Annotated in this window: 4 protein-coding genes; 1 reads left to right on the top strand and 3 read right to left on the bottom strand. The window is 70.0% G+C overall.

Going from position 1 to position 7,067, the window contains the following annotated elements:
* The first annotated feature begins 41 nt into the window (after window positions 1-41).
* Window positions 42-1,823 (top strand): serine/threonine protein kinase PknE, encoded by a 1,782-nt coding sequence (locus W7S_RS13985; RefSeq protein ID WP_014711780.1) that lies wholly within the window; start codon window positions 42-44, stop codon window positions 1,821-1,823.
* 33 nt (window positions 1,824-1,856) lie between these two features.
* Here the strand turns inward: W7S_RS13985 and W7S_RS13990 are convergent, their stop codons facing one another.
* From W7S_RS13990 to W7S_RS14000, 3 genes are read right to left on the bottom strand one after another with little or no spacing between them, the layout of a single operon-like run.
* Complete coding sequence (locus W7S_RS13990) at window positions 1,857-3,350, bottom strand: MFS transporter (RefSeq protein ID WP_008257301.1); 1,494 nt, start codon at window positions 3,348-3,350, stop codon at window positions 1,857-1,859.
* Between the two features lie 29 nt (window positions 3,351-3,379).
* On the bottom strand, window positions 3,380-5,170 hold the full coding sequence (ngg, locus tag W7S_RS13995; protein ID WP_014711781.1) for an N-acetylglutaminylglutamine synthetase: 1,791 nt from the start codon (window positions 5,168-5,170) through the stop codon (window positions 3,380-3,382).
* Window positions 5,167-6,972, bottom strand: coding sequence for an N-acetylglutaminylglutamine amidotransferase (locus tag W7S_RS14000; RefSeq protein ID WP_014711782.1), 1,806 nt, complete (start codon window positions 6,970-6,972; stop codon window positions 5,167-5,169). The genes ngg and W7S_RS14000 overlap by 4 nt, the downstream gene beginning before the upstream one ends.
* Between the last annotated feature and the right edge of the window lie 95 nt (window positions 6,973-7,067).

The raw sequence follows: 7,067 nt of genomic DNA on the forward strand, positions 1-7,067 counted from the left end.
TCGGTTTGCGGTGCATGGGGCTGGCGGATGAGGAGTCGCCGATGGATGACACGACCGCGGATACGCGGGCGGGTTCGCAGTTCGGGCCGTACCTGCTGCGGCGGCTGGTCGGTCGCGGCGGCATGGGCGACGTCTACGAGGCCGAGGACACGGTCCGCGAGCGCGTGGTGGCCCTAAAACTGATGTCGCCTACGCTGTCCAACGACCCGGTCTTCCGCTCGCGGATGCAGCGCGAGGCGCGCACCGCCGGGCGGCTGCACGAACCCCACGTCGTGCCCATCCACGATTTCGGCGAGATCGACGGCCAGCTCTATGTCGACATGCGCCTCGTCGACGGCAAAGACCTGGCCGGCATGCTGAAGCGGTACGGGCCATTGTCGCCGCCGCGGGCGGTGGCAATCGTCCGTCAGATCGGGTCGGCGCTCGACGCCGCCCACGCGGCCGGCATCCTGCACCGAGACGTCAAGCCGGAGAACATCCTGGTGAGCGCCGACGACTTCGCCTACCTCGTCGATTTCGGCATCGCCAGCGCGACGTCGGACGAAAAGCTGACGCAAATCGGCACCACCGTGGGCACCGCCAAATACATGGCCCCGGAACGGTTCGGCGACTCCCAGGTGACGCATCGCGCCGATATCTACGCGCTGGCCTGCGTGCTGTACGAGTGCTTGACCGGCTCCCCTCCCTACACGGGCGACCAGCTCAGCGTGATCGGCGCGCACGTGCACCAACCGATCCCACGGCCCAGCGCGGCGCGGCCCAGCATCCCGGCCGGCTTCGACGAGGTGATCGCCCGCGGCATGGCCAAGAACCCCGACGACCGCTACCTCACCTGTGGTGACCTGTCATCCGCCGCGTACGCGGCGCTGGCCGCACCCGACCAGGATCGGGCCACCGACATCCTGGCGCGCACCCAGATGGCAACGCCGCCTTCGGCATTCGCCGCCCAGGCACCCGGGGGCATCGCGCCGGCACCGCCCGCGGCGACGGCGTGGCCCACCCCTGCGGGCGCCGGCCAGCCATTTGCTCCCGGCGGGCCGGTGCCCCAACCGACCGGCTGGGGCGGTGCTGGGGGCTGGAGCAACGCCGGTGGCCCGCCGCCGTGGGCGCCACCGCCGCAAGCCGGCCGCAGGCCCTGGCTGTGGGTCGGCGTCGCCGCCACCGTCGCCGTGGCGCTCGTCGGGGCGCTGCTCGCCGTGGTCCGGCCGTGGGAATCTGAGTCCCCGCCGGAGCCGCCTTCGCCGCCGCCACCACCGGACGCCGTCGCGCTGCGGGTGCTCGATGACGGTGTGTACGTGGGCAGTTCGGCCGCACGGGCGACGATCGACATCTTCAACGAACCCATCTGCCCGCCGTGCGGCACCTTCATCCGATCGAACGGCGCCGACATCGACGCGGCGGTGAACAACAAGAAGCTCGCGGTGCGCTATCACCTGCTCAACTTCCTCGACGACCGCTCGCACAGCCGGACCTATTCGACCCGCGCGGTCGCGGCCACCTACTGCGTCGCCGCGCAGAACGACGCCAAGCTCTACAGCGACTTCTATTCGGGCTTGTTCGCCAGCAACTTTCAGCCGCAGGAGGGCGGCGCCGAAGACCGCACCGACGGCGAATTCGCGCAACTGGCCAAGACGGTCGGCGCCGGCGCCGCCGTGATCACCTGCATCAAGTCCGGCGACGACCTCGGCACGGCCAAGACGAAAGCGGCCAACGGCTATTCGACGCTGTCCGGCGTCAACGCCAACTCCACCCCCTTCGTGTGGGACGGCGTCACGTCCGTGAACTATCAGGATCCCGCCTGGCTGACCAGGCTCACCGGGTAGCCGAGCGGTGACGCGCGCGAGCGGGCAGGCCCGTCAGTCCGGGAGCGGCGCCGAATCCCCTTGGCGTTCGGCCTCTTCGGCGTCTTCCACGGTCAGCGGCAACGCCAGCTCTTCCAGCGGGCGCCGCTCGGCGGCGACCCCCAGCCACAGTTCGACCAGCCCGGCCGCGGCCATCACCACCGCGCCGATCAAAAACGACCAGACGACCTCGCTGCGGTGGCCCGAGTTGATCAGCTGACCGAACAGCAGCGGGCCGGTGATGCCGCCGATCGCCGTCCCCATCGCGTAGAAGAATGCGATCGCCAGCGCCCGCGTCTCCATCGGGAAGATCTCGCTGACGGTCAGGTACGCCGCGCTGGCACCCGCCGACGCCAAAAAGAACGCCACGATGAGCACGCCGATGAAGGCCCAGACGCCGCCGGCCTGGGTGACGAACACCAGCGCCAGCACCACCACCGCGAGACCCGAGCCGATGTAGGTCAGCGTGATCATCGGTTTGCGGCCGACGGTGTCGAACAGATGCCCGAGCACCAGCGGGCCGGCGAAGTTGCTCAGGGCCCACAGCACGAAGAAGACCGGCACCATGCCCGACGGCACGGCGTAGAACTGGCTGAGCAGCGTGCCGAGGTTGAACGTGACGCCGTTGTAGAGGAACGCCTGCCCGATGAACAGCGCCAGCCCGAGCACCGCGCGCCGCGGGTATAGCTTGAAGGCAACGCCGGCGATCTCTCGGAACGAGATCGACTTGCGCTGGCGGATCCGCAGCGGCTTGCCCTGCGGCTCGGGCAGGGGCTCGCCCGTCGCCCGCTCGACCTCCTGCTCGATCTCGCCGACGATGTGCTCGGCCTCCTCCTCGCGCCCGTGAATGAACAGCCAGCGCGGGCTCTCCGGGACGTTGCGCCGCACCAGCAGCACGAAGATGCCGAGGATCGCGCCGATGCCGAAGGCGAGCCGCCACCCGATGTCGGGCGGAAAGTTGGCGGTGTTCAACAGGATCAGCGCGCCGCCGGCGCCGGCGGCCGAACCCAGCCAATAGGTTCCGTTGATCACCAGGTCGACCCGGCCGCGCACCCGCGCCGGGATCAGCTCGTCGATGGCCGAGTTGATGGCGGCGTATTCGCCGCCGATGCCGGAGCCGGTGAAGAAGCGGGTCAGGAAGAAATACCAGGGGGCGAACGCGAACGCGGTCGCCACGGTGGCGACCAGATAGATCGCGAGGGTGAGGATGAACAGGTTTCGTCGTCCGAACCGGTCCGTCAGGTGACCGAAGAACAGCGCCCCCGAACACGCCCCGGCGATGTAGATCGCCGCCGCCATACCGATCTGCGCGGGGTCCAGCGCGATGCCGCTGCCCGGTTCCATGAGCCGAGCCGAGACGTTGCCCACCATGGTGACCTCGAGCCCGTCGAGCACCCACACTCCGCCCAGGCCGACGACGACGCGCCAATGGAACCGGGACCACGGCAGCCGGTCCAGCCGTGCGGGTACCTGCGTCGTGATGGCGTTGGTTTGCGCGCTCGCACTCACGGGCGTCTCCGTTCTGGTTTCGACCGGCGTCAGCCGCGATCGGAGCGGGACTCCTCGGGCGTCCAGGCCTGCGGCTGCCCGGGGTGGCCGGGGAAGAGGAAATCGATGAAAGCCGCCGCCGTGGGCTGAGGTTCGTGGTTGGCCAGCCCCGGTCGCTCGTTGGCTTCGATGAACGCGTAGTCGGCGCCCGTGACGTCGGGCACCAGCAGGTCGATGCCGGTCACCGGGATGCCGATCGCCTCGGCCGCGGTCACCGCGACCCGGCACAGCTCGCTGTTCACCTGCGCGGTGACGTCGTGGATGGTGCCGCCCTGATGCAGGTTCGCCGTGCGACGCACCCGGAGCCGGGTGCCCTGGGGCAGCACATCGTCGAGCGCCCAACCGGCTTCGGCGACGGTCGATTCCGTGAGGTCGTCCAGCGGGATGCGGGACTCGCCGCCGGTGGCCGCCGACCGCCGCCGGCTTTCGGCCGCGATCAGGTCCCGCACGCTGTGCTCCCCCGTGCCGATGATCTCCGGGGGCATGCGCAGGGCGGCGGCGACGACGCGGCCGTCGATCACGACGAGGCGAAGGTCGTCGCCGGCCACCCGCTGCTCGATGAGCACGTCCGGGTATTGCTTGCGGGCGCGCGCGAGGGCGGCGGACAGGTCGTCGGGCCCGTTGTCGGGAACGACCCCGACCGTGATGCCCTTGCCCTGCTCGCCCCGCGTCGGTTTGACGACGACCTCGCCCACCTCCTTGAGGAAGGCGAAGTCGCTCTCGTCGAAGGTGGCCAGCCGCGCGCGCGGCACGGTGATGCCGGCCTCGGAGACCAGGCGCCGGGTCAACCGCTTGTCGTCGCAGCGGCACATGGCCACCGCCGAGGTGTATTCGGACAGCGACTCGCGGGTGATGACGCTGCGCCCGCCGTGGGTGAGCCGCATCTCGCCGGTCTCGGCGTCGAGCACCTCGACCCAAATCCCGCGGCGCAACGCCTCGTCGGCGATGATCCGGGCGTAGGGGTTGAGGTCGTCGACCGTCTCGGGCGGCGGGCTGAACAGCGGCTCGTTGATCGCGTTCTTGCGCTTGATCGCCAGCACCGGGACGCGGCGGAAACCCAGCTTCTCGTACAGGCCGATGGCGGCGGCGTTGTCGTGGGCCACCGACAGATCCATGTAGGCGCGGCCCGCGTCGCGGAAGTGCTCGGCCAGTGCCCGGGTGAGGGCCGCGCCGACCCCCGGGAGCCCGGCGGCCGGATCGACGGCCAGCGTCCACAGGCTCGACCCCTCCTCCGGATCGTTGAACAACAACTCGTGGTCGACGCCGGTGACGGTACCGACCACGGCGCCGTCCTCGTCGCGCACCGCGAGCAGATACTTCACCGCCGGCACATGCCGATGGTTGTCCCAGATCACGTCGACCCCGGCGGGGACCATCCCGCAGCGCACGTACACCCGGTTCATGGCGTCGGCGTCGATCGGATCGTTGAGCGTGCGCACCCTCACGCCCAGCGGCGGCGGCGGCGAGGCCTTCTTCTTGCCCGTGAAGCGCAGCCGGTAGGTGTGGCTGGGGTCGATGAACAGCTCGGTGGGCGCCTCGGCGACCACGACGTGGGATTCGCGGGCGTAGATGCAGATGTCGCGCCGGCCGGGACCCTCGCGGCGCAGCGCCTCGACCAGTTGCTGGGAGTCGGCGAAGGTCTGTCCGAAAATCAGTCGGCCCCAACCCAATTCGAGCTCGACGTCTTTCGCCATCGCATCGACCAGCTCCGGCGGCGAAGCGTCGTGCAGACCGAGCGTGATCGCCTCGGTGTGGTCGCCGGACGGATCGACCACGGTCATGCAACCGGCCCCGTGATGCCGTGACGCTGCAACCACAGCTCGAGCAGGGCGATCTGCCACAGCTCGTTGCCGCGCAGCGGGGTCAGCTTGCCGTTGGGATTCTCCAGCAGGCCCTCGACCGCTTCCGCACGAAACAGGCCGCGCTCCTTGGCAACCGGCGCGTAGAGGGCGTCGCGGACCATGTCGAGGTAGGGCCCTTCGAGGTGGGTCAGCGCCGGAACCGGGAAATAGCCCTTGGGCCGGTCGATGACCTCCGATGGAATCACCCGCCGCGCAGCCTGTTTGAGGACGCCCTTGCCCTCGTGCGCGATCTTTAGTTCCGGCGGGCAGGTGGCGGCCAGTTCCACCAGCTCGTGGTCGAGGAACGGAACCCGGCCCTCCAGCCCCCACGCCATCGTCATGTTGTCGACCCGCTTCACCGGGTCGTCGATGAGCATCACGGTGGTGTCGAGCCGCAACGCGCGGTCGACGCCCGTCTCGGCGCCGGCCCGCGCGAAGTGCTCGGCGACAAAGCGGCCACTGGGGTCGCCGGGCGCCATGATGCCCGGTCCCAGCAGCCCGGCCAGCTCGGCCGAATCACGGTCGAAGAAGGCACCGCGGTACTCGGCGACCGCACCCTGCAGCGACGCGGCGGCCGGTGAGCCCATCGGCGGGTACCAGTGATAGCCGGCGAACACCTCGTCGGCGCCCTGGCCGGACTGCACGACCTTCACGTGGCGCGCCACTTCCTGACTGAGCAGGTAGAAGGCGACGCAGTCGTGGCTGACCATCGGCTCGCTCATCGCGCCGATGGCCCCGTCGAGGGCGGGCAGCATCCGTTCGGTCTCGATGCGGATCTGGTGGTGGTCGGTCTCGAAGCGCTTGGCCACGATGTCGGAGTACTGGAACTCGTCGCCCTTGACGCCGCCGGCCGACTCGAAGCCGATCGAGAAGGTGGACAGCCCGTGCTGGCCGGCCTCGGCGAGCAGGCCCACGATCAGGCTGGAGTCGACCCCGCCGGACAGCAGGCAGCCGACCGGCACGTCGGCGACCAGGCGGCGCTGGACCGCCAGGCGCAGCGTGGACAGCACGGCGTCTTCCCAGTCGCGCTCCGACCAGTCCGCGCGGTCGGCGTGCCGGGTGAAATCGGGCGCCCAGTACGTGGTGACGGTGCGCCTGCCGTCGGGCTCGATCGCGACGAGCGAGGCGGGCGGCACCTTGCGCACCCCGCGCAGGATGGTGGCCGGGGCGGGCACCACCGAGTGGAAGGTCATGTAGTGGTGCAGGGCGACGGGGTCGATGCGGGTGTCCACGCCGCCGCCGGCCAGCAGGGCTGGCAGGGTCGAGGCGAAGCGGACCCGGTGGTTGTCCTCGGTCAGGTACAGGGGTTTGATGCCGAGCCGGTCGCGCCCGAGCAGCACCCGCCCGCTGTCGCGCTCGACGATGGCGAAGGCGAACATGCCGAACAGGTGGCTGACGAAGTCGTCGCCCCACCGGTGGTAGGCCTTGATCAGAACCTCGGTGTCGCTGTGCGAGAAGAAGCGGTAGCCGTATCCGCTGAGTTCGCTGCGCAGTTCCTTGTAGTTGTAGATGCAGCCGTTCCAGGCGATCGACAGGCCCAGTTCGGAGTCGACCATCGGCTGCGAGCCGGCCTCGGTCAGGTCGATGATCTTGAGGCGACGATGGCCGAGGGCAACCCGGCCCTGCGACCAGGCGCCGCCACTGTCCGGGCCCCTCGGCGTCAGCACGGCGGCCATCGCTGAGACCGCCGCTACCTCGGGCGCCCGCCCGTCGAGTCGTACCTCCCCGGTGACTCCGCACACCTCTTCGACCCTACCGGGGCCCGATTCGGCGCGCGCGTGACGTCCGCCAAAAGCGCTGCAACGGCCCATCAACGCCCATGATCAACGCGCGGTGA

It is taken from the genome of Mycobacterium sp. MOTT36Y, assembly GCF_000262165.1.
In the GTDB taxonomy this organism is placed as follows: domain Bacteria; phylum Actinomycetota; class Actinomycetes; order Mycobacteriales; family Mycobacteriaceae; genus Mycobacterium; species Mycobacterium intracellulare.

What these genes read in the sequence shown, in the direction of transcription:
- W7S_RS13985 (WP_014711780.1), top strand. Translation starts at nt 42, where the DNA reads ATGGATGACACGACCGCGGATACGCGGGCGGGTTCGCAGTTCGGGCCG.
- ngg (WP_014711781.1), bottom strand. Translation starts at nt 5,170, where the DNA reads ATGACCGTGGTCGATCCGTCCGGCGACCACACCGAGGCGATCACGCTC.